The following is a 19,874-nucleotide window of genomic DNA, read 5'->3' as shown; positions in this document are numbered from 1 at the left end:
ATTGCGACGACCCCGGTGTGGGCGTGGACACCGAAATTCGGATGCGGTCAGCGCTTGGCGCCTGCGAGGCTCCCTCTCCATGGCCGCACGACGCGTCAAACCGAGCCGCTACATCTCCGTCGACATCGAGGCGGACGGACCGATCCCGGGTCCCTACTCCATGCTGAGCATCGGCGCGGCGGTCGCCGGGGTGCAGGGCGGCGACGGGTTCACGGCGGCCGACCCGGAGCAGCACACCTTCTACCGGGAGCTGCGGCCGATCAGCGAGGAGTTCGTGCCCGAGGCGCTGGCCGTGAGCGGGCTGGACCGGGAGCGGCTGCGGGTCGAGGGCAGTGAACCGGCCGTCGCGCTCACGGAGTTCAGCGACTGGGTGCGTGAGGTGAGCGCCGGCGCGCAGCCGGTGATGTGCGGCTATCCGGCGTCGTACGACTGGACGTTCCTGTACTGGTACCTGATCCGCTTCACCGGCACGAGCCCGTTCGGGCACTCGGGCTGCCTCGACATGAAGACGCTGTACGCGACGAAGGCGGGGCTGCCGTTGCGGGCGGTGGCGAAGGGCACGATGCCGCGTGAACTGCTGTCGCGGCGTCGTCACACGCACCATGCGCTGGACGACGCCGTCGAGCAGGCCGAGCTGTTCGCCAACCTCATGGAGTGGCAGGGGCCCGGGTCGCCCCGGTGATCTCCTCTCCCGCTTCCATGGGGTGAGTGACGTCCTGGGCGTCGCGGCCCCTGCCCAGGTGGTTGAAGACCAGGTTCAGCGCCACCGCCGCCACACAGCCCGTCGAGATGCCCGAGTCCAGGACGATCCTGACCGTCTCCGGGAAGGCGTGGTAGAACTCCGGCGACGTGATCGGGATGATGCCGACGGCCAGCGAGACGGCGACGATCAGGATGTTGTTGTCCTTCTCCAGGCCGGCCCGTACGAGGGTCTGGATGCCGCTCGCGGCGACCGACCCGAACAGGACCACGCCGGCGCCGCCCAGCACCGGGCGCGGTACGACGGCGATGAGCGAGGCGGCCATCGGGCACAGGCCCATCAGCACCAGGAATCCGCCGCCCGCGGCGACGACGTACCGGCTGCGGATCTTCGTCATCGCGACCAGGCCGATGTTCTGGGCGAAGGCGCTGCACATGAAGCCGTTGAACAGGGGGCTGATCGCGGAGCCGAGGGTGTCGGCGCGCAGGCCGGCCGCGATGGTCTTCTCGTCGGCCGGGCGCTCGACGATCTCGCCGAGGGCCAGCATGTCGGCGGTCGATTCGGTCATCGACACCACCATCACCACGCACATCGAGATGATCGCGGCGAGCTGGAACTGCGGGGCGCCGAAGTGGAACGGGGTCGGGAAGCCGATCACGTCCGCGTCCGCGACCGGCCCGAAGTCCGTGACGCCGAACGGGATCGCGATCAGCGTGCCGGCCACCAGGCCGAGGAGTACGGCGATCTGCTTGACGAAGCCGCGGGTGAAGCGGCGCAGGATCAGCACGATGAGCAACGTCCCGGCCGCCAGGCCCAGATTCGTCGCCGAACCGTAGTCGTGGGCCGCCGGGTTGGGGCCCTGGGCCCAGCCGAAGGCGACCGGCAGCAGCGAGATGCCGATCAGCGTGATGACCGTGCCGGTCACCACCGGCGGGAAGAAGCGCACCGCCTTGCTGAAGAAGGGGGCGGCGAGGAACCCCAGCAGGCCGGCGACGATGACCGCGCCGAAGATGACCGGCAGGGCGTCGGACTTGTCGTCGGTGGATGCGACGATCGCCGTCATGGGAGCGACACCCGCGAAGGTGACGCCGTTGACGAAGGGCAGCCGGGCGCCGATCTTCCAGATGCCGAGCGTCTGGAGGAAGGTCGCGATGCCCGCGGTGAACAGGCAGGCGCCGGTGAGGAAGGTCAGCTCGGCGGCGGTCAGGCCGATCGCCGCGCCGACTATCAGGGGTGGGGCGACGACTCCCGCGTACATGGCGGCCACGTGCTGAAGGCCGGTCGTCGCCATTTTCAGCGCGGGGAGTTTCTCGTCTACGGGGTGGGCGGACATTGCGGCTCTCCTCCGGTCGGTTAAACGCGTCGACTCTGACGCGGGTTCAAGGAGGTGGTGCGCGGTCGTGCGGGACCGGGAACGGGCCGTTCTGGGGGAAACGGTGACCGTTCCGGGGCGCACGCGTCACGCGCGCCCCGGAGACGGTCGCCATGGACCCCGCTCGGGTCCACGGCCACCGGTCGGGAGCCGTCCCTCCCGACCGGAGATCTTCAGGCTGCTCAGGCCTGCGCGGAGATCCGCGCCAGACGCTGGGCCTGCTCGCGCGTCGAGCGGGCGATCGCGTCCTCGTCGGCGGTGAGCAGCCGGCCGTTCTCCACGATCTGGCGGCCGTTGACGAACGACGCGGTGACCGGGGCCGCAGCGCCGAAGACCAGCGCGGTGACCGGGTCGGCGATGGAGGCGTGGGCGAGCGTGTCCAACTTCCACAGCACCAGGTCGGCGAGCTTGCCGGGCTCCAGGGAGCCGATCTCGGCGGCGCGGCCGAGGACTTGGGCTCCCCCGAAGGTGCCGAGCCGCAGCGCCTGCCGGGCGTTCAGGGCGGCCTCGCGGTGGGCGCCGAGGCGGTTGATGAGCAGCGCGTTGCGCAGTTCGGTGTGCAGTTCGCCGGACTCGTTGGAGGCGGTGCCGTCGACGCCGAGGCCGACCGGTACGCCGGCCGCGAGCATGTCGGGGACGCGGGCGATGCCGGCGGCGAGGCGGGCGTTGGAGGACGGGCAGTGGGCGACGCCGGTCTTCGTGCGGGCGAAGGCGGCGATGTCGGAGTCGTTCATGTGGACGCAGTGCGCCATCCACACGTCCTCGCCGAGCCAGCCGGTGGACTCGAAGTAGTCGGTCGGGCCCATGCCGAACAGCTCGTGGCAGAACTTCTCCTCCTCCACGGTCTCCGAGCCGTGGGTGTGCATGCGCACGCCGAGCCGGCGGGCCAGCTCGGCTCCCTGCTTGAGGAGTTCGGTGGAGATGGAGAACGGCGAGCACGGGGCGACGGCGACCTGGGTCATCGCGTCGAAGGAGGCGTCGTGGTGCTGCTTGACGGTCTCCTCGGTCGCGGCCAGCGCGCCTTCGAGGGTCTCGACGGCGAAGTCCGGCGGCAGGCCGCCGTCCTTCTCGCTGCGGTCCATGGACCCGCGGGCGAGGGTGAAGCGGACGCCCATGTCGCGGGCGGCGCCGATGATGGCGCCGGACAGGTCGCCGGAGTTCTGCGGGTAGACGTAGTGGTGGTCCATGGCGGTGGTGACACCGCCGCGGGCCATCATGGCCAGGGAGCCCTGCGCGGCCGAGCGGACCATCGGCTCGTCGATGCGCGCCCAGGTCGGGTAGAGCGCGACGAGCCAGTTGAAGAGGTTGTGGTCGGTGGCCAGGCCCCGGGTGATCCACTGGTAGAAGTGGTGGTGGGTGTTGATCAGGCCGGGGGTCACGAGATGGCCGGTGGCGTCGATGCGGCGTACGACGTTCTCCAGGCCCTCGGGGGCCTTGCCCGCACCGAGCGACTCGATGCGGTTGTCCGCGACGACGATGTGGCCGGTGGCGTACTCGGTGTCGTTCGCGTCCACCGTCGCGATCGAACAGTTCTCGATGACGATGCGCTGGGCTGCTGCCATGATTCGTCCTTTGCGCTGTTGTGGAGAGGGCACGGCAGGACCCTGGGGGATTTGAGTGCCGCGGCCGGATCGGGGACCTCACCGGCCGCGGGTGCCGATATGTGGAGTTACTACAGGTTGGTGAGGTCCACCGGGATCTTCGGCTCGCAGCCGTCCCGCAGGATGGTGGCCTCGATCAGGCCGTAGGGCCGGTCGGCGGCGTAGTACACCTCGTTGTCGTTCTTCAGCCCGAACGGCTCCAGGTCCACCAGGAAGTGGTGCTTGTTCGGGAGGGAGAAGCGCACCTCGTCGATCTCGCTGCGGTTGTTGATGATCCGCGAACCCATCTGGTACAGGGTCTGCTGGAGCGAGAGGGAGTAGGTCTCCGCGAAGGCCTGGAGCATGTGCTTCTTGGTCTGCTCGTAGGACTTCTCCCAGTTGGGCATCCGCTGCTCGTCGTCGGTCCAGTTGAACCGCCAGCGGCCGGAGACCTGCGTGGCCAGGATGCGGTCGTACGCCTCCTGGAGCGTTGTGTACTTGTCCTTGACGTAGCCCCAGAACTCGGAGTTGGTCGAGTTCATCACGACGAGGTCCTTGAGGCCGGAGATGACCTCCCACTTCTCGCCGTCGTAGGTGATCTGGGTGACCCGCGTCTCCTGGCCCTTGCGGACGAAGGAGTGCTTGACCTCGTCAGCGCCGATGAACTGCGAGTTCGCGTCGGAGGCCGCGATCCGCTCCCAGGCGTACTCCTCGATGCGGATCCGGGCGATCTTGATCGGCTCCTGGCTGGTCACGAAGTGCCGGGCCAGGTGGATGCCGAACTGCTCGGCGGACTCGATGCCGTGTTCCTTGGCGAACGCGTACACCGTGTTCTTGGTGGTGTCGGTCGGCAGGACGTTGGCGTTGGAGCCGGAGTAGTGGACCTCGTCCATGTCGCCGGACAGGGCGACCGAGACGTTGAGGTCCTTGATGTGGTGGGTGGCGCCGTCCCGCGTGATCTTTACGACTCGGTTCTCGGCCTTGCCGTACTGGTTCTGTCCCAGGATCGTGGGCATGGTGTCTGCTAGCTCCCTCGGTATACGGAGTAGCCGAACGGGTTGAGCAGCAGCGGCACGTGGTAATGCTCCCCGGGCGTCACGGCGAAGGTGATCGCCACCTCGGGGAAGAACACGGCACCGCTGTCCCGATTCGCGGGGGCGTCCTGCTGCGCATCGGCTTGCTTCTTCTCGAAATACGGCTCGACGGCGAAGTCGAGCCGTACGTGTGTGGTGCCCTCCGGCAGCGCCGGGAGGTCCTTGCACCGCCCGTCCGCGTCGGTCGCGGAGCCGCCGAGCGCCTGCCAGTCGGCCTCGCGCCCCGAGCGGGCGGAGAGCTGGACGGCGACGCCCTCGGCGGGGCGGCCGACGGAGGTGTCCAGGATGTGCGTGGACACGGAGGCGGTGGTGCTGGTGCTCATGCTGCTGTCAGTCCTCTTCGACGATGCGGGCGAGCCGAATGCGGTTGATCTTGCCCAGCTCGGTGCGGACGATCTCCCGCTCCTGCTCCGGCGAGTTGCCGATCCGCTCCTTGACCGCGTCGCGCATCTGCTCGCCGGTCCGGCCGGTGGCGCAGATCAGGAAGACGTGGCCGAACCTGTCCTGGTAGGCCAGGTTGAGTTCGAGCATCTCCGCCTTGAGCTCCTCGGAGGCGCCGGCCATGCCGCGCTGCTCCCGCGCCGAGGTCGGGTCGCCCGGCTTGGGGCGGCCGATCGGCGGGTGCCCGGCCATGGCCTGCGCGAGGTCCTCGGCGGTCAGCTCGGCCATGGCGGCGTCACTGGCGGTGTAGAGGGCGTCGGCGGTGGCGTAGGGGCGGCCGGCGAGCAGTCGGCGCACCCATGCCGTGGAGGCGCACGCCTCGTGGAGGGCGGCGTGGGCCGCGTGCTCCTCCAGGGCGTTGAACCGGGCCAGGCCCGGGGGCGTGGAATTCGACGTCACGGGAGCCTCCGTGGCCGCGAAGGGCCTTCGTACTGAACGGGCGTGCCGATAGCTAACGCCCTACGACGACGAGACGTCAACACTTTGTTGAAAATTCGCGATGTCGAAACCGGGTGGGACGTGTCAGGCGTTCTTGTCCCGGTTCAGATAGTTGTAGACCGTGAAGCGGCTGACGCCGAGCGCGCTCGCGACGGTCTCCACGCCGTGCCGTACGGAGAAGGCACCGCGCGCCTCCAGTATCCGCACGACCTCCTGCTTGGCCTTGCGGTCCAGGTCGGCCAGCGGCTTGCCCTTGCGGCGCTCCATGGCGGCCAGGATGTGATCGAGGGAGTCGGCGAGCTGGGGCAGGCGCACCGCGACGACGTCGGCGCCCTCCCAGGAGAGCACGACATCCTCGGGCCCGGCCTCGTCCGGCGGGAGTATCTCGCCGCCCATGGCGTCGACCAGCGGCTTCACGGCCGCGATGAAGGGCTCGTCCCCGGTGCCGGTCACTCCTGCCCCTCCCCGACCACGTTGACCTGGAGCGAGATCCGGGTGGCTCCGGCCTCCAGGCTCCTGCGCAGCAGGGCGTCCACGGCGGTGAGCACGACGTCGGCACCGCCCTCCGCCGTGTTGCCGAACGGGCCGACGTCCACCGCGTCCAGTTCGGCCGCCTCGATGACCTGGCGGGCGACCAGCGCATGCGCGGGTGCCTCGTCGAGATCGAAGGGCTCGGTCGTGAACTCCACTCTCAATCGCACGCGCTCAACCTAACGCGCCCGCGATCGTTCGGGCAGCCCTTCACCACCGGCGCGACCTGCCTCGGCAGGCCATTATGGACTTCCGGCAGTCGGAATCTTAATTCCGACTGCCGGAAGTATGCCTGCGGAGGCGGGCGCGGGCCGGAATCCGGTTCAGCAGATCCTCGGTAGCTGCTCGCCCAGCGGCAGGTCGACCACGCGCGTGCCGCCGAGCCCGGTGCGGGCCACGACCATGCCGGGGTGGGCCTCGACGGCCTCGCCGATGATCACGGAGTCCGCGCCCAGGGGGTGGGCCCGCATCGCCTCGAGCACGGCGTCGGCGTGCTCGCGCGGGACGAAGGCCACCAGCTTGCCCTCGTTGGCGATGTACATCGGGTCCAGGCCGAGGATGGCGCAGGCGTTCGCCACGGCGGGCGGGACGGGGACGTCGCGTTCCCGCACGACCACCCCCGCGCCGGAGGCCGCCGCGATCTCGTTGAGCGAGGCCGCGAGACCGCCCCGGGTGGGATCGCGCAGCACGTGCAGCTCCGGGGTGACGGCGAGCATGGCGTCGACCAGGCCGCCGAGCGCCGCACTGTCGCTCTCGATCTCCACACCGAACTCAAGGCCCTCCCGGACGCTCATCACCGCCACCCCGTGGACGCCGATGGCACCGCTGACGATCACGACATCACCGGGGACGACCCGCTGCGGACGCAGGTCGACACCGGCCGGGACGACACCGATGCCGGCCGTGTTGAGGTAGATGCCGTCGCCGTGTCCGGCCTCCACCACCTTGGTGTCACCGGTCGCCACCTCCACGCCGGCGGTGCGCGCGGCGGCGCCCAGCGCCTCGGCGACCCGGGTGACCGTCTCCAACTCGACGCCCTCTTCGAGGATGAAGCCGCAGGAGAGATAGGCGGCCCGGGCCCCGCTCATGGCGAGGTCGTTGACCGTGCCGTTGACCGCCAGGTCACCGATGCTGCCGCCGGGGAAGAACAGCGGGCGTACGACGTAGGAGTCCGTGGAGAAGGCCAGCCGGGCCCCGCCGAGGGAGACGACGGCGGCGTCGCCCATCTGCGCGAGCACCTCGCCGCCGAAGGCGGGGGCGAAAATCTGCTGGACCAGTTCGGCGGAGAGGGCACCGCCGCCGCCGTGGCCCATGACGACGCGCGGCCGGTCGCGCAGCGGAGCGGGGCAGGTCCAGCCCTCGACGTCCAGGGCCGGGGCGGCCAGATCGGTGGTGTCAGACAACGGGGCTCGCCTCCCGGGCCGTGGCGGCGGGCACGTCCAGCCGCCGGTACAGGTAGTACGCCGCGCAGGCGCCCTCGCTGGAGACCATCGTGGCGCCCAGCGGGGTACGAGGGGTGCACAGGGTGCCGAAGGCGGCGCACTCGTGCGGCTTGAGCAGGCCCTGGAGGACCTCTCCGCTACGGCACTCGGCCGGCTCCTCGGTCCGGATCCCGTCGACCGAGAAACGGTGCTCGGCGTCGTGGTCGCGGTACTTCGGCGACAGTCGCCAGCCGCTGTCGGGGATCACCCCGATGCCCCGCCAGGCGCGGTCGGTGACCTCGAAGACGTCCTCCAGCATGGCCCGCGCGGCCGGGTTGCCCTCGGGCCGTACGGCACGCGCGTAGGCGTTGTCGACGGCGTACTCGCCGCGCTCGAGCTGCGCCACCGCGCGGCGTACGCCTTCGAGGATGTCCAGCGGTTCGAAGCCGGTCACCACGATCGGCACCCGGAAGCGCTCCGCCAGCTCCGGGTACTCCCCCATGCCCATCACGCTGCACACGTGCCCGGCCGCGAGGAAGCCCTGCACCCGGCAGCTCGGCGACGACATGATCGCCTCGATGGCGGGCGGGACGCGGACATGGGACACCAGCATGCTGAAGTTCCCCACGCCCAGCTTCCGGGCCTGATGCACCGTCATGGCGTTGGGGGGCGCGGTGGTCTCGAAGCCGATGCCGAAGAACACCACCTCGCGGTCCGGGTTCTGCTGCGCGATCCGCAGGGCGTCGAGCGGCGAGTAGACGACCCGTACGTCGCCGCCCTCGCCGCGCACCTGGAACAGGTCCCGGCCGGTGCCGGGCACGCGCAGCATGTCGCCGAACGAACAGAAGATCACCCCGGGGCGGGAGGCGATCTCCAGTGCCTTGTCGATGACCTCCAGCGGGGTCACACAGACCGGACAGCCCGGTCCGTGAATCAACTCGACCTCGTCCGGCAGAAGTTGGTCGAGGCCGTGCCGGATGATGCTGTGCGTCTGCCCTCCGCACACCTCCATCAGCGCCCACGGTCTGGTCACCGTGGCCCGGATCTCGTCGAGCAGCCGGCGGGCCAGCTCCGGGTCCTGGAACTCCTCGATGTACTTCACTGGTTGCCCACCTCTTCCGCAGGTGCCACGCCCGCCTCGGCCGCCGCCAGTTCCCAGGCGTCGCCGAACTCCTCCTGGAGCATGCCGAGTTCGGCGAACAGCTCCAGCGTCTGCTTCGCCGACTCCTCGTCCAGCCGCTGCAGGGCGAACCCCACGTGGACGATGGCGTACTCGCCGACCCGTAGGTCCGGCAGATACTCCAGGCACACCTCCTTGACCACGCCGCCGAAATCGACGGTGGCCATCCGGGTGCCGTCGCGCTCCTCGATCTCCAGCACTCTGCCGGGTACCGCCAGGCACATGGGCCTCTCCTCGCTGTGGTTCGCGGGTCGCTTCGTGGTCGCTTCGTGGGTCGCGGGTGCTCAGTCGTCGGTCGTCGTGCGGGCGGCCACCATCAACTGGCCCAGCGCCAGGCCGCCGTCGCCCGGTGGCACCAGGTGGTGCCGCAGCACCGTGAAGCCGTCCTCGCGCAGTGCGGTCGCACAGGCCGAGGACAGCAGCGTGTTGGCGAACACGCCGCCCGTCAGTGCCACCGTGTCCAGCCCGTGCCGCTCCCGCGCCCGGCGGCACATGGCGTGCACCAGCGCCGCCACGCCGCGGTGGAAGCGGGCCGCGACCGTGGCCGCCCCGGCCCCCGCCCGCAGGTCGCCGACGATCGCGGCGACGACGGGCGCGGCATCGGCCCGCACCGGCTCGCCGTCGCGCAGTCCGAAGGCGTACGCGGTGCTGTCGCCGTCGGGCGCGCCCAGGGCGGCGGCCTCCAGCTCGATCGCGGCCTGCGCCTCGTAGCCGGCGCGGTGGCAGACACCGGCGAGCGAGGACACGGCGTCGAAGAGCCGCCCCATGCTGGAGGTCGGCACACAGTTCAGGCCGCGCTCCAACTGCCGCTGGAGCAGGCGCAGTTCATCGGGCGGGCAGGCGGCCGTGCAGGCGAGGTCGCCGGACCAGTCGAGGCCGGCGCCGCGCAACTGGGCCAGCGCCATGCGGTACGGCCTGCGCACCGCCGTGTCACCGCCGGGCAGGGGGACGTACGCCAGATGTCCGAAGCGCGTGAAGCCGGTGTAGTCCGCGAGCAGGAACTCCCCGCCCCACACCGCGCCGTCGTCGCCGTGGCCGGTGCCGTCGAAGGCGACGCCGATCACCCGCCGGGTGCCGTCAAGGCCGTGCTCGGCCATCGCGGAGGCGACGTGGGCGTGATGGTGCTGGACGCGTACGACGCTGCGGCCCGCCGCGTTCCGGTCGGCCCAGCGGGCGGAGCGGTAGCCGGGATGCCGGTCGCAGGCCAGGCTGCGCGGCCGTACTCCCGTGATGGACTCCAGTTGCTCCACGGCGCGTTCGAAGGCCCCTTGCGTCGCGAGGTCGTCCATGTCGCCGATGTGCGCCGACAGCCATGCCTGGCGGCCCTCGCCCAGACAGAAGGCGTTCTTCAGGTCCCCTCCGGCGGCGAGGGCGGGGCGGACCGGCAAGGGGAGGGTGAGCGGCAGCGGGGCGTAGCCGCGGGAGCGCCGGAGCACCAGCGGCTCGGAGTCGCAGACGCGGACCACGGAGTCGTCGCACGGCACATGGATCGGCCGGTCGTGCGTGAGCCAGCCGTCGGCCAGGTGCGCGAGCCGCTCCAGGGCTTCGGCGTCGTCGGTGACGATCGGCTCGCCCGAGACGTTGCCGCTGGTCATGACCAGCAGCCGGGGGCCGTCCGGGTCGCCGGGCAGACCGAACAGGAGGTGGTGCACCGGCGTGTACGGCAGCATCACCCCGAGGTCGGGGCTGCCGGGCGCGACGGCCTCGGCGGGTCGCACCGCCCCCTCGGCGTACGACGGGTCCGGGCGTCGCCGCAGCAGGACGACGGGCCTTACGGGGTCTTCGAGCAGCCTCCGCTCCTCGGGGCCCAGCCGGACGAGGTGCTCGACGTCGCCCGCGCCTCTCGCCATGACGGCGAAGGGCTTGTCGCCCCGCGCCTTGCGGCGGCGCAGTAGAGAGACGGCGCCGGCGTTCGTGGCGTCGCAGGCGAGGTGGTAGCCGCCGAGTCCCTTCACGGCGAGGATCGCACCGCGCGCGAGCAGGGCGCGGGCCTCGGTGACCGGGTCGGCCCCGGCGAGTCGCTCGGTGAACAGGCCGGCCACGGCGGTGCGCTCGGTGAACGGGCCGGCCCCGGCGGTGCGCTCGGCACCCGGCTCAGACCCGGAGGTGCGCTCGGCCCCCGGCTCAGACCCGGAGGTGCGCTCGGCCCCCGGCTCACTCCCGGAGGTGCGCTTGGTGACCGGGTCAGACCCGACGGTGCGCTCGCTGAACGGGCCAGACCCGGCGGTGCGCTCAGTGAACGGGCCGGCCCGGGCGGTTCGCTCGGTGAACGGGCCGGCCCCGGCGGCGTTCTCGGCCCCCGGGACGATCAGGCTCAGTCGGGGCCCGCAGGCCGGGCAGGCCACCGGCTGTGCGTGGAAGCGGCGGTCGGCCGGATCGCCGTATTCGCGGGCGCAGTCGGGGCACATCGGGAAGGCGGCCATCGTGGTGTTCGCCCGGTCGTACGGGACGCCGGTGACGATCGTGAAGCGCGGCCCGCAGTGGGTGCAGTTGACGAAGGGGTGGCGGTGGCGCCGGTCGGCCGGGTCGGCGAGTTCGGTGAGACAGTCGGCGCAGGTGGCGGTGTCCGGGGAGACCAGCGTGCGGGCCGGACCGCCGGTGCGGGAGGCGAGGATGGTGAACGCCTCGCCCCCGGCGGCGGGCAGCACCTGGTGGTCGACGGACTCCACCCGGGCCAGCGGAGGGGCCTGGACCGCGATCCGGTCGCAGAACCGGGCCACGGCCGCGACGCTGCCCTCGACCTCGGCGACGACGCCCTCGGGCGTGTTGGTCACATGCCCGACCAGGGCGAGTTCGGTGGCGAGGCCGTAGACGTACGGCCGGAAGCCCACGCCCTGCACCACGCCCCGGACGACCACCCGCCGCCGGTGCGGCGGGTCCGGGGCGACGGCGGCCGGCCGCGGCGGGGCGGTCACGAGTGCGTGGGCGCCGCGGCCGCGGTGGCTGCCGCGACCGAGTGGGAGTGGGTGTGGCCGTGGGTGTGGCTGTGAGTGTTCTCGGCGTCCGGTCGGCCGGCCATGACCGGCGTGTGCAGGGGCGCGCCGTCGGCCGCGGCGAGCGCCCGGTCGAGCAGCGTGCCGACGCCCCGATCCCGGCGCGCCGAGGTCAGGACCACCTCCACGCCCGGGTTGACGCGCTCCACGTTCGCGCGGAACGCGCCCTCGTCGAACTCCACCGCCTCGGCGATGTCGGTCTTGGTGACCACGACCAGATGGGCCAGGCCGAACGCGGTGGGGTACTTGAGCGGCTTGTCCTCGCCCTCGGTCACCGAGGCCAGGACGACCCTCAGGGTCTCCCCCAGGTCGTAGGAGGCGGGGCAGACCAGGTTGCCGACGTTCTCCACGAACAGCAGTCGGGTACCGTCGGGCAGCCATCCGTCCAGATGCCCGGCGAGCATCGCCGCCTCCAGATGGCACAGCCCGTCGGTGAGCACCTGCTTGACCGGGACGCCGGAACGAGCGAGCCGTTCGGCGTCGTTCTCGGTGGCGAGATCGGCGGTGAGCGCCGCGACGGCGACCGACCGCTCCCGGGCCAGCAGCAGTTCGCGTTCCAGCAGCGCGGTCTTGCCGCTGCCGGGGCTGGACAGCAGGTTGACGACGGTGGTGCCCCGGGACTCCAGGTGCATGCGAAGCAGGTGAGCGCTCGCGTCGTTCTTCGCGAGCACGGCCTGTTGCAGGTCGACGACACGGCACATGGTTCAGCACTCCTCGGGGATCGGTTCGCGGGCGGCGGCGTGCGGCGGGCCGCCGTCCTCCCACCGCACCTCGGCGATCTGCAGCTCCCGGCCCGCGAGCAGCTCGACCTCGGCGCCGCCGCACTCGGGGCAGGTCAGCCGGGGCGGCATGCCGACGGCCCACTCGTGCGCGCAGGGCGTGCAGCGGGCCCGGCCGGGCACCGGTTCGGTGACGAGTTCGGCGCCTTCCAGCAGGGTCCCGGCGCAGGCGAGTTCGAAGCAGAAGGCGAGGGAGTCGGGTACGACGCCGGCCAGCTCGCCCACGCGCAGCCGCACCGCGCGCACCGCGGTGACGTCCCGGGTCTGTGCGGCGGCCGTTTCCACCTGGTCGATCACGGCCAGCGCGACGGACATCTCGTGCATGGGTCCTCGTCCTCCAGGGGCCGGCCTTCATTAGAGGCGAGCGCCCCGGGCGCAGGGGCCAGGCACGCCGTGGCCGGGGCGCCGGGTACGCCGTTCGACGCAAGACGGCGGCGCACCCGGCGGTCACCCTGAGGGCGTGGGTTCACATCCGGCGGATCCGGAGGTAGCGCCGGATGTCGGGCAGCACCTGTGTGGCGACGGCGGCCGCGGCGGCCAGCGCGGCGCCTGCGGCCCCGACGGCGAGGATCTTCTTCATCCCGTCTCTCCTCCTGTGGAAGCTTCGGCGGTCGGGGCCCCTGCGGAGGCCGGCGTCCCGCCTTCCAGCAACTCTTCGATCAGGCGCACGGCCTGGGGTACGGCGTCGGACACCTGCGGACTGAGACCCATGCCCTCTTCGGTGGAGGCCGGTTCGCAGCCGACGACCAGGACGCGCCCCGGCGGCTGTCCGCCGGTGCCGGCGCAGAGGGTGTCCAGCAGCGCGAGGACCGCGTCGGGCGTCATGCGGTGGCCATCGATCGCGGGGACGGCGTCGCCGGCGCCGCCGGCGCCGTCGTGCTCGATGACGTACAGCGTGCCGGGTGCCTCGCCGCGCGCTGTGGCGTCGACGAGGACGAGGGTGTCGTAGCCGTCCAGGAGCTGGTAGGCGAGGTGCACCCCGCGTACGCCGATGTCGACCACCTCGACGTGTCCCGGCAGCGGCCGTTCGGCGAGCCGGCGTGCGGTCTCCACGCCGAAGCCGTCGTCGCCGAGGAAGATGTTGCCGATGCCGGCCACGAGCGTGCGTGTCATCGGGGATCCTCCCTCGCGACGACCTCGTCCGGCTGGAAGTACAGGAAGCGGCCCTGCTCGCGGCGGATGTCGGCGCCGGGGTCGCCGTCGACCGTCACCGCGAGGTGCACCGCGCCGTCGACGTCGTGCAGCACCGCCTCGACGGTCGCGGTGCGGCCGTGGAGGAACAGGTCCTGGGCGTCGGTGTGCCGCAGGCCGGGGCGCAGTTCGACGCGGCTGCCCTTGCCGACGGGCCGGCCGTCGACCATGACCCGGTCCAGCTCGGGGTCGAAGCCCGCATCGCTCGCCGGGTCCCACCAGGGGGTTTCGGGGCGGGTCACGCCGAACTCGTCGGGGAAGCCGTCGGGCTCGCCGGTGATCTCGCGCAGGCCGCGTACCGCGCCGTGCAGGCGTTCCAGCACCTCGGCCGGCATCGAGTCCGCGAGGTCGATGACCGCGGCGGCCCGTGCGTCGGTGCCGCGGGCCTCGCGTTTCTCCGCGTCGGTGAGGGCGGCGGTGCGCAGGGCGAGGATCTCGTCGATCTCGGTGGCGTCGTAGAGGGCGCCCAGGCTCTCGGGGGCGATGGCCGGGTGGTCCTCCAGGATGATCGGCGAGGACAGCACGAGGTCCGCCCGGCCGGGTTCACCGGCGAGCACGGGCCAGGTGTGCAGATTGCGGCAGGCGGCGACCGCGCCCTTGGCCCACTCGGGGGGATCGGTCATCGACAGGAACGAGCCGGCGCTCAGGGCCATGAGGAGGTGCGTGGCCACGAGGGAGTGCGGCAGCGCAGCGTCCCGGTCGGCGGCGTGGCCCTCCGGCGGCGTCCACGGGGTGGTGTTCTCCACGACGGCGGTGAGCCGCGACACCCGGTAGGGCCCGTCGAGTTCGCTCGCGGACAGCCGCACCACCCCGGTGACCTCGGCGCTGCGCCGGATCAGCCGGCCGACGGTCCGGCCCGTCGCGTCGAGGACGGGCTCGGTGTCCTCGACGGCGGGCTTGCGGAAGGGGAACTCGATCCCGTCGCCCGTCAGTTGTTCGACCGATGCGACCAACGCGACGCGTTCCTCGGCCCCTTCGTCCCAGGGCACCAGTACCCGGTCGTCGAGGTGGAGTTCGGGTACGGTCTCGAAGCCGCCGTCGGGCAGGGCGCGTTGCACGGTGCGGCGGCGGGCGTGCAGGAAGCGGACCTCGACCGCGAGGGTCGCGCCCGCTCTCGGCTCCATCAGGCACTCGGTGTGCTGGAACTCGTGCTCCTCGCGCTCCGCGCCCCAGGCGGGCGGCACCAGGACTCCGAACTGCCAGCGCAGCCGGTTCTTGGCCGCCGAGGCGCGGTACGGATAGAGCACATAGCCCTCGAAGAGCACGGCGTCGGCCACCTGCCGGGCGAGGGCGAGGCGTTCCTCGGTCTCGGGGGCGAACGCGGGGGCGGTCACGGCCGGGTCCTTCCGGTGGTGCCGGTGAGCGTGCGCAGCGGGTCGTTCGCCGGCGGTTCGGCGGAGGCGAGCAGCGCCTTCAGCGTCGCCTCCCAGGACGGCAGCGCGTGCCGGGAGCGGTAGGCGAGGAGGGCGTCCATGGTGTCGCCGGGCAGCCGGATCCAGCCGCAGCCGGGGAAGTGCTGCTCGACCATCTCCCGCCAGGTGGCGACCGGCATCCTGAACGACGCCTCGCGGTCCCACGGGACGGGCTCCACCCGGAAGCCCCCGGTGCCGGTGAACGCCGTGCCGGAGAACAGCATCAGCAGCGGGACCTCGCCGTCGGTGAGGGCGTCCAGGTAGCGGGTCGCGGCGATGTCCATGTCGTAGGTGCAGGGCACGACGAGGTCGGTCTCGGTCTCGCCGGTGAACGCGGAGACCATCAGCGGGACCTGCGCGAACTGCACCGGCTGGAGCGTGCTGCCCCAGCGGGCGCGCTCGCCGAACAGGTCGGTGAGCCCGTCGGCCTCGGCGGGCGCGTAACCGCGGCGGGCGGGCTCGATGCGGATCTGGCAGCGCAGGGCGATGGCGTGCACGGGGGTGTCGCCGGAGGCGGTGACCCGCAGCCGGAAGACGAGGGTGGGGCCGGCGGCGTACCGGTCGGCGCGCACGCCGACACAGGCGAACGAGAACTCGGTCACGTGCGCTCCGCCTCGTCCAGGGGCCGGACGCGACTGCGGACGTCGCCGAAGAAGGCGTCCAGCGCGGCCCGCGCCTCCGCGCCTCCGTCGAACCCCTGCCACAACAGCCGCATCCGGCCGACGAGTTCGTAGCAGACGTCGATCGGGACGAGGTGGCACTCGAAGGCGTCGTCGTGGCGGCGCAGCAGCAGCGCCTCCACGTCGGGTTCGAGGAGTGCGGCGAGCCGGCTGCCGCCGAGGACCTCCTCGAAGGCGGCCGGTTCGAGTTCGCTCTCGGTGGCGCCGGCCGGGCTGGGGTAGAGGGCGACGAGCCGGTCGAGCGCGGCGTTGCGGAAGAAGAAGACGACGCCGACCGGGATCCGCAGCGCCTCCCACGCCCGCGCGTCGAGGCGGTGCCCGGGGTCGGTGAGGTAGCGGGCCGGGACCGCGCGGAAGCGGCCCGCGGCGGCGCCGGGTTGCTGCATGAGCAGCGCGCAGGCGGTGCAGGCGCAGACCAGGGCGCGTTGTTCGGTGTCGACCAGGTGGCGGTGGTCCTCCGGCACCTCGGCCGCGCACAGCTCGCATCGCTCGGGTTGCGGCGGACGCTCGGTCAGGAACCTCCGCAGGCCGATCGTGGCCGCGGTCACCGGGCCTTCGTCCCGATCTGCAACAGGGCGGGCGCCGACTCCACCTCGACGGCCGTGACCTCCGGCGCGAAGCAGGCGAGCGCCGCCTCGGCGGCCTCCCGGGCGCCGGTGCCGGAGCCACAACCGCAGCCGCCGCTCGCGGCCGCCCGCAGCCGCAGGGTGCCCGTCTCCTCGTCGAAGCCCGCCACGTCCAGGTCGTGCTGCCGCACGCTGTCCAGGGCCCGGCCGATGCGGGTGTCGCGGTCCTCGGGGTGCAGGTCGTGCAGGACCAGCAGGCTCGCGACGAGTTCGTCGCCGAGGAGCCGGGGCAGCGGATCGCCGGGCGCGTCCGACAGCAGGTGCAGGACGCGGGCCAGTCCGGAGCCGTAGAAGTCCATGAGGCACCTCACGAGTTCCTCGGCCGCGGCGGCACCCGCCGGCTCGCCGCTCGCGCTCAGCCGGTCGAGGATCTCCTCGATGCGGCGGCCGGTCTCCTCCGCGCTCGCCGGCCGCGCCGTCGTCGTCGCGCTCATCCGCCCAGCCCGCTCAGGCCGGTGGGGACGTGCATGCTCTTCACGGTCTTGCCGCCGCCGACGTACATGTGGACGCCGCAGGGCAGACAGGGGTCGAAGCTGCGGACGGTGCGCATGATGTCGATGCCCTTGAAGTTCTCCGGGGAGTTCTCCTCGAAGATCGGGGTGTTCTGCACGGCGTCCTCGTACGGGCCCGGAGTGCCGTAGCTGTCGCGGACGCTGGCGTTCCACGGGGTGGGCGGGTACGGGTGGTAGTTGGCGATCTTGCCGTCGCGGATCACCATGTGGTGGGAGAGGACACCGCGGACGGCCTCGGTGAAGCCGCAGCCGATGGCCTGGTCCGGGACCTCGAACTTCTCCCAGGTCTGGGTGCGTCCGGCCCGGACCTCCTCGAGGCCCTTCTCGGCGCAGTGCAGGGCGACGGCGGCGGCGTACGCCTGGAAGTAGGTGCGCGCGCGGTTGCGTTCGAGCGCGTTGGACCACTGCGGGATCTTCCACTCGAAGGTGGTCTCCGGCTTGGTCATCGTGCGGGGCAGGTTGATGACCACGCTGTGGCCGGTGGCCTTGACGTACCCGATGTCGACGAGTCCGGACAGGGCCGTGGACCACAGGCGGGCGATGGGGCCGCCGCCGGTGTCGAGGGCGAGGTGGTCCTTGCCGTCGAACCAGCGCGGGGACATCACCCAGCTATATTTGTCGTCGAAGTCCCGCTTCTGCGGGGCGGGGATGGTGTGCTGGTTCCACGGGTGGCGCGGGTCGACCGGGTTGCCGAGCGGGTCGTGGCTGACGAACTGCTCCTGGCCCTCCCAGTCCTCGTAGTAGGAGCTGCCGAGCAGGATCCGGATGCCGAGGTTGATCTCGGTGAGGTCGTTGGTGACCAGCTTGCCGTCGACGACGACACCGGGCGTGACGAACATCCGCCGGCCCCAGTCCGTCATGTTGGCGTAGGTGAAGTCGCAGTACTCGGGGTCGTTGAGGGCGCCCCAGCAGCCGAGCATGACGCGGCGGCGGCCGACCTCCTCGTAGCCGGGCAGGGCCTCGTAGAAGAAGTCGAACAGGTCGTCGTGCAGGGGCACGACCCGCTTCATGAACTCCACGTACCGCATGAGGCGGCTCATGTAGTCGGTGAAGAGCTGCACGGAGGCGACCGTGCCGACGCCGCCCGGGTAGAGCGTGGAGGGGTGCACATGGCGCCCCTCCATCAGGCAGAACATCTCCCGGGTGTAGCGGCTGACTTGGAGTGCCTCGCGGTAGAACTCGCCCTCCAGCGGGTTCAGCGAGCGCATGATGTCGGCGATGGTGCGGTAGCCGTGCTCGGCCGCGTGTGGGGCCTCGGTGCGCTCGGCGAGTTCGAGGACGCCGGGGTTGGTCTCGCGGACCATCTTCTCGCAGTAGTCGACCCCGACCAGGTTCTCCTGGAAGATGTTGTGGTCGAACATGTACTCCGCGGACTCGCCGAGGTTGATGATCCACTCACCGAGGTGCGGGGGCTTCACGCCGTACGCCATGTTCTGCGCGTACACCGAGCAGGTGGCGTGGTTGTCGCCGCAGATCCCGCAGATGCGGCTGGTGATGAAGTGGGCGTCGCGGGGGTCCTTGCCACGCATGAAGACGCTGTAGCCGCGGAAGACGGACGAGGTGCTGTAGCACTCGGCGACCCGCTTCTGCTTGAAGTCGATCTTCGTGTGGATGCCCAGGCTGCCCACGATCCGGGTGATGGGATCCCAGGACATCTCCACCAGGCCGCTGCCGTCGCCGGCCGCCTTCGTCTTCGCTGCCATCGTCGTTTGCCGTGCCCTTCGTTGCGCGGGAGGTTCGGGTCTCGTGTGTCGGGTGGTGCACGAAGCAGAGGCGGATCAGGGGTGGCGAAGTGTCACCACGGGGGCCGGTATCCGGTGGCGATCTTCTCTCCGGTACGGCGCCACTTGGGCTCCTTGTCCACCGTCCTGCCCGTGACGTGCCGCAGCTTGCGGACCACGGCGCCGTAGACGGAACTGCCCGAGACGGACAGCCTGGCGCCGGGGGGTTCGTCCATGAACGGCATGAACTTGTCGGGGAAGCCCGGCATGGTGCAGGCGATGCAGATGCCGCCGACGTTCGGGCAGCCGCCGATGCCGTTCATCCAGCCGCGCTTGGGGACGTTGCACTTCACGACCGGGCCCCAGCAGCCGATCTTGACCAGGCACTTCGGTGAGTCGTACGACTCGGCGAACTCGCCCTGCTCGTAGTAGCCGGCCCGGTCGCAGCCCTCGTGCACGGTGGCCCCGAACAGCCAGGTCGGACGCAGCTTGTCGTCCAGCGGGATCATCGGGGCGGCGCCGGTGGCCTGGTAGAGCAGGTAGGTCAGCGTCTCGGCGAAGTTGTCGGGCTGGATCGGGCAGCCGGGGACACACACGATGGGGATGCCGGCCTGGGACTTCCAGTCCCAGCCGAGGTAGTCCGGGACACCCATCGCGCCGGTCGGGTTGCCGGCCATCGCGTGGATGCCGCCGTACGTGGCACAGGTGCCGATGGCGACCACGGCCAGGGCCTTCGGTGCGAGCCGGTCGATCCACTCGCTGGTGGTGATCGGCTGGCCGGTCTCGGGGTCGTCGCCGAAGCCGCACCAGTAGCCCTCGGGCTTGATCGCCTCGTTGGGGATGGACCCCTCGACGACCAGCACGAACGGGTCGATCTCGCCGCGCTCGCCCTTGAAGAACCACTCGATGAAGGTGTCCGCGCCGCCTACGGGACCGCATTCGAAGTCGATGAGCGGCCAGTGCACCTGGATCTTCGGCAGCCCCGGCAGCACGCCGAGGACGATCTCCTCGATGCTCGGCTGCATGGCCGCGGTCAGTGCCACCGAGTCGCCGTCGCAGCTCAGGCCCGCGTTGATCCAGAGGATGTGGATCGTGGGTGTCTCGTCGGCGGGCGCGCCTGTGGTGTCCGCCGCGCCGACCGTGTCCGGCGTCGCCTCAGTCATGGGACCGCCTCCAGGGGAGGTAAGGGATGAAGAACCGCAT

Annotated in this window: 22 protein-coding genes; 1 reads left to right on the top strand and 21 read right to left on the bottom strand. The window is 71.4% G+C overall.

Annotation, left to right across the window (positions count from 1 at the left end; translation table 11 throughout):
• Positions 1-79: 79 nt before the first annotated feature.
• A complete protein-coding gene (locus ACZ69Q_RS02600) occupies positions 80-682 on the top strand; it encodes a 3'-5' exonuclease (RefSeq protein ID WP_471035047.1) in 603 nt (200 codons plus the stop codon).
• On the opposite strand, the gene ACZ69Q_RS02595 is transcribed toward ACZ69Q_RS02600, so the two are convergent.
• The 21 genes from ACZ69Q_RS02595 to ACZ69Q_RS02495 form a co-directional block, all read right to left on the bottom strand.
• The gene (locus ACZ69Q_RS02595) at positions 648-2,033 is read right to left on the bottom strand and encodes a nucleobase:cation symporter-2 family protein (RefSeq protein WP_471035044.1); all 1,386 of its coding nucleotides are present in this window, start codon (positions 2,031-2,033) and stop codon (positions 648-650) included. The two genes, ACZ69Q_RS02600 and ACZ69Q_RS02595, sit on opposite strands and share 35 nt — an antisense overlap.
• Before the next feature lie 221 nt (positions 2,034-2,254).
• The gene (locus ACZ69Q_RS02590; RefSeq protein ID WP_471035041.1) at positions 2,255-3,634 is read right to left on the bottom strand and encodes an 8-oxoguanine deaminase; all 1,380 of its coding nucleotides are present in this window, start codon (positions 3,632-3,634) and stop codon (positions 2,255-2,257) included.
• A 110-nt stretch (positions 3,635-3,744) separates the two neighbouring features.
• On the bottom strand, positions 3,745-4,668 hold the full coding sequence (gene pucL, locus ACZ69Q_RS02585; RefSeq protein ID WP_471035037.1) for a factor-independent urate hydroxylase: 924 nt from the start codon (positions 4,666-4,668) through the stop codon (positions 3,745-3,747).
• Positions 4,669-4,676: 8 nt separating this feature from the next.
• On the bottom strand, positions 4,677-5,069 hold the full coding sequence (gene uraH / locus ACZ69Q_RS02580) for a hydroxyisourate hydrolase (RefSeq protein ID WP_471035034.1): 393 nt from the start codon (positions 5,067-5,069) through the stop codon (positions 4,677-4,679).
• A gap of 7 nt (positions 5,070-5,076) precedes the next feature.
• Positions 5,077-5,586 (bottom strand): 2-oxo-4-hydroxy-4-carboxy-5-ureidoimidazoline decarboxylase, encoded by a 510-nt coding sequence (uraD, locus tag ACZ69Q_RS02575; RefSeq protein WP_471035031.1) that lies wholly within the window; start codon positions 5,584-5,586, stop codon positions 5,077-5,079.
• A gap of 123 nt (positions 5,587-5,709) precedes the next feature.
• Positions 5,710-6,078: a helix-turn-helix domain-containing protein gene (locus ACZ69Q_RS02570; protein ID WP_471035028.1), complete on the bottom strand. Its 369-nt coding sequence runs from the start codon at positions 6,076-6,078 to the stop codon at positions 5,710-5,712.
• A complete protein-coding gene (locus tag ACZ69Q_RS02565; RefSeq protein WP_471035024.1) occupies positions 6,075-6,326 on the bottom strand; it encodes a YkoF family thiamine-binding protein in 252 nt (83 codons plus the stop codon). Before ACZ69Q_RS02565 ends, ACZ69Q_RS02570 begins: the two co-directional genes overlap by 4 nt.
• Before the next feature lie 153 nt (positions 6,327-6,479).
• Complete coding sequence (hypE, locus tag ACZ69Q_RS02560) at positions 6,480-7,559, bottom strand: hydrogenase expression/formation protein HypE (protein ID WP_471035020.1); 1,080 nt, start codon at positions 7,557-7,559, stop codon at positions 6,480-6,482.
• Complete coding sequence (hypD, locus tag ACZ69Q_RS02555) at positions 7,552-8,679, bottom strand: hydrogenase formation protein HypD (RefSeq protein ID WP_471035016.1); 1,128 nt, start codon at positions 8,677-8,679, stop codon at positions 7,552-7,554. The genes hypE and hypD overlap by 8 nt, the downstream gene beginning before the upstream one ends.
• Positions 8,676-8,981: a HypC/HybG/HupF family hydrogenase formation chaperone gene (locus tag ACZ69Q_RS02550; protein ID WP_471035011.1), complete on the bottom strand. Its 306-nt coding sequence runs from the start codon at positions 8,979-8,981 to the stop codon at positions 8,676-8,678. The genes hypD and ACZ69Q_RS02550 overlap by 4 nt, the downstream gene beginning before the upstream one ends.
• A gap of 60 nt (positions 8,982-9,041) precedes the next feature.
• Positions 9,042-11,672, bottom strand: a complete 2,631-nt coding sequence (gene hypF, locus ACZ69Q_RS02545; protein ID WP_471035006.1) for a carbamoyltransferase HypF — start codon at positions 11,670-11,672, stop codon at positions 9,042-9,044.
• Positions 11,669-12,451, bottom strand: coding sequence for a hydrogenase nickel incorporation protein HypB (gene hypB, locus ACZ69Q_RS02540; RefSeq protein ID WP_471035002.1), 783 nt, complete (start codon positions 12,449-12,451; stop codon positions 11,669-11,671). Before hypB ends, hypF begins: the two co-directional genes overlap by 4 nt.
• Positions 12,452-12,454: 3 nt before the next feature.
• Positions 12,455-12,853, bottom strand: a complete 399-nt coding sequence (gene hypA / locus ACZ69Q_RS02535; protein WP_471034998.1) for a hydrogenase maturation nickel metallochaperone HypA — start codon at positions 12,851-12,853, stop codon at positions 12,455-12,457.
• A gap of 142 nt (positions 12,854-12,995) precedes the next feature.
• Positions 12,996-13,109 carry a DUF6893 family small protein gene (locus ACZ69Q_RS02530; RefSeq protein WP_471034994.1) on the bottom strand — a complete coding sequence of 38 codons (114 nt, stop codon included), beginning with the start codon at positions 13,107-13,109 and terminating at the stop codon, positions 12,996-12,998.
• Positions 13,106-13,642 (bottom strand): hydrogenase maturation protease, encoded by a 537-nt coding sequence (locus tag ACZ69Q_RS02525; protein ID WP_471034991.1) that lies wholly within the window; start codon positions 13,640-13,642, stop codon positions 13,106-13,108. Before ACZ69Q_RS02525 ends, ACZ69Q_RS02530 begins: the two co-directional genes overlap by 4 nt.
• On the bottom strand, positions 13,639-15,054 hold the full coding sequence (locus ACZ69Q_RS02520) for a hypothetical protein (RefSeq protein WP_471034988.1): 1,416 nt from the start codon (positions 15,052-15,054) through the stop codon (positions 13,639-13,641). The genes ACZ69Q_RS02525 and ACZ69Q_RS02520 overlap by 4 nt, the downstream gene beginning before the upstream one ends.
• Positions 15,051-15,734, bottom strand: coding sequence for a DUF6084 family protein (locus ACZ69Q_RS02515; RefSeq protein WP_471034985.1), 684 nt, complete (start codon positions 15,732-15,734; stop codon positions 15,051-15,053). The genes ACZ69Q_RS02520 and ACZ69Q_RS02515 overlap by 4 nt, the downstream gene beginning before the upstream one ends.
• Positions 15,731-16,360 (bottom strand): DUF5947 family protein, encoded by a 630-nt coding sequence (locus ACZ69Q_RS02510; RefSeq protein WP_471034981.1) that lies wholly within the window; start codon positions 16,358-16,360, stop codon positions 15,731-15,733. Before ACZ69Q_RS02510 ends, ACZ69Q_RS02515 begins: the two co-directional genes overlap by 4 nt.
• Complete coding sequence (locus ACZ69Q_RS02505) at positions 16,357-16,872, bottom strand: hypothetical protein (RefSeq protein WP_471034977.1); 516 nt, start codon at positions 16,870-16,872, stop codon at positions 16,357-16,359. Before ACZ69Q_RS02505 ends, ACZ69Q_RS02510 begins: the two co-directional genes overlap by 4 nt.
• On the bottom strand, positions 16,869-18,653 hold the full coding sequence (locus tag ACZ69Q_RS02500) for a nickel-dependent hydrogenase large subunit (protein WP_471034973.1): 1,785 nt from the start codon (positions 18,651-18,653) through the stop codon (positions 16,869-16,871). The genes ACZ69Q_RS02505 and ACZ69Q_RS02500 overlap by 4 nt, the downstream gene beginning before the upstream one ends.
• 92 nt (positions 18,654-18,745) lie before the next feature.
• Positions 18,746-19,834, bottom strand: a complete 1,089-nt coding sequence (locus ACZ69Q_RS02495) for an NADH-quinone oxidoreductase subunit B family protein (protein ID WP_471034969.1) — start codon at positions 19,832-19,834, stop codon at positions 18,746-18,748.
• Positions 19,835-19,874: the final 40 nt, after the last annotated feature.

Source organism: Streptomyces sp. NPDC036764 (assembly GCF_055609385.1).
The sequence above is the reverse complement of the archived record's forward strand: the minus strand, read 5'-3'. Positions and strand labels throughout refer to the sequence as shown.

Excerpts from the sequence above, each read along its gene's own strand:
- ACZ69Q_RS02600 (WP_471035047.1), top strand. The coding sequence starts at position 80 with ATGGCCGCACGACGCGTCAAACCGAGCCGCTACATCTCCGTCGACATC.
- ACZ69Q_RS02595 (WP_471035044.1), bottom strand. The coding sequence starts at position 2,033 with ATGTCCGCCCACCCCGTAGACGAGAAACTCCCCGCGCTGAAAATGGCG.
- ACZ69Q_RS02590 (WP_471035041.1), bottom strand. The coding sequence starts at position 3,634 with ATGGCAGCAGCCCAGCGCATCGTCATCGAGAACTGTTCGATCGCGACG.
- pucL (WP_471035037.1), bottom strand. The coding sequence starts at position 4,668 with ATGCCCACGATCCTGGGACAGAACCAGTACGGCAAGGCCGAGAACCGA.
- uraH (WP_471035034.1), bottom strand. The coding sequence starts at position 5,069 with ATGAGCACCAGCACCACCGCCTCCGTGTCCACGCACATCCTGGACACC.
- ACZ69Q_RS02550 (WP_471035011.1), bottom strand. The coding sequence starts at position 8,981 with ATGTGCCTGGCGGTACCCGGCAGAGTGCTGGAGATCGAGGAGCGCGAC.
- hypB (WP_471035002.1), bottom strand. The coding sequence starts at position 12,451 with ATGTGCCGTGTCGTCGACCTGCAACAGGCCGTGCTCGCGAAGAACGAC.
- hypA (WP_471034998.1), bottom strand. The coding sequence starts at position 12,853 with ATGCACGAGATGTCCGTCGCGCTGGCCGTGATCGACCAGGTGGAAACG.
- ACZ69Q_RS02530 (WP_471034994.1), bottom strand. The coding sequence starts at position 13,109 with ATGAAGAAGATCCTCGCCGTCGGGGCCGCAGGCGCCGCGCTGGCCGCC.
- ACZ69Q_RS02525 (WP_471034991.1), bottom strand. The coding sequence starts at position 13,642 with ATGACACGCACGCTCGTGGCCGGCATCGGCAACATCTTCCTCGGCGAC.
- ACZ69Q_RS02505 (WP_471034977.1), bottom strand. The coding sequence starts at position 16,872 with ATGAGCGCGACGACGACGGCGCGGCCGGCGAGCGCGGAGGAGACCGGC.
- ACZ69Q_RS02500 (WP_471034973.1), bottom strand. The coding sequence starts at position 18,653 with ATGGCAGCGAAGACGAAGGCGGCCGGCGACGGCAGCGGCCTGGTGGAG.
- ACZ69Q_RS02495 (WP_471034969.1), bottom strand. The coding sequence starts at position 19,834 with ATGACTGAGGCGACGCCGGACACGGTCGGCGCGGCGGACACCACAGGC.